The sequence below is a fragment of the Hymenobacter endophyticus genome, assembly GCF_032464715.1.
GTDB classification, from domain to species: domain Bacteria; phylum Bacteroidota; class Bacteroidia; order Cytophagales; family Hymenobacteraceae; genus Hymenobacter; species Hymenobacter endophyticus.
Window position 1 is genome coordinate 1 of the sequence record NZ_JAWDJT010000045.1, and the last position, 546, is coordinate 546.

Below are 546 nucleotides of genomic sequence, written 5' to 3' on the forward strand. Positions count from 1 at the left end.
AAAACATGCTGGCAACCCATCGCCCTCGCTGGGATACAGATGCTCTCCGCATACGTTCCATGGGAGCGGCGGGACGGACTCACCGATGATGCGCATGCGGAACTCCTGCACCACGATCGGCTTCGCTCCGGTGTTGTGCAGCACGAGCGGGAAGCGGAAGCTCAGGACGGAGCCGTTGATCAGGGCGACAAAGGAACGTGGCTCCCAGGACTTCAACTTCCCCTGGTAGGCGTTGAGCCTCCAAAACGACGCCACGGTGAAGATCAGGGAAAACAACGCTACCAAGAGGGAGCACAACGCAACTACGACGACGGGCGTGATCGATGCGGGAGGTGCCGCGGGGGTCTGCTGCTGAGCAGAAATGACGAACTGAAGCACGGACTGAGTCTGTCACCTGAGGCACCGGCCCCGCGAATCAATCGGCTTCTTCCCCTTCACCACCGTCTACACGATGTCACCCTCTTCCTCCAACGCCTTAATGATCTTCGCGTTGGCCGCTTCTTCGTGCCCGTCAATACATCCGTGATACCGGCGGTGAATCACCTC

The 546-nt window shown here is 59.5% G+C and carries 1 protein-coding gene; it reads right to left on the minus strand.

Annotated elements, in window-relative coordinates:
• Positions 1 to 378, minus strand: a 378-nt coding sequence (locus ROI90_RS21150; protein WP_316000270.1) for a hypothetical protein, incomplete at its 3' end; no start/stop codon positions are given.
• Positions 379 to 546: the final 168 nt, after the last annotated feature.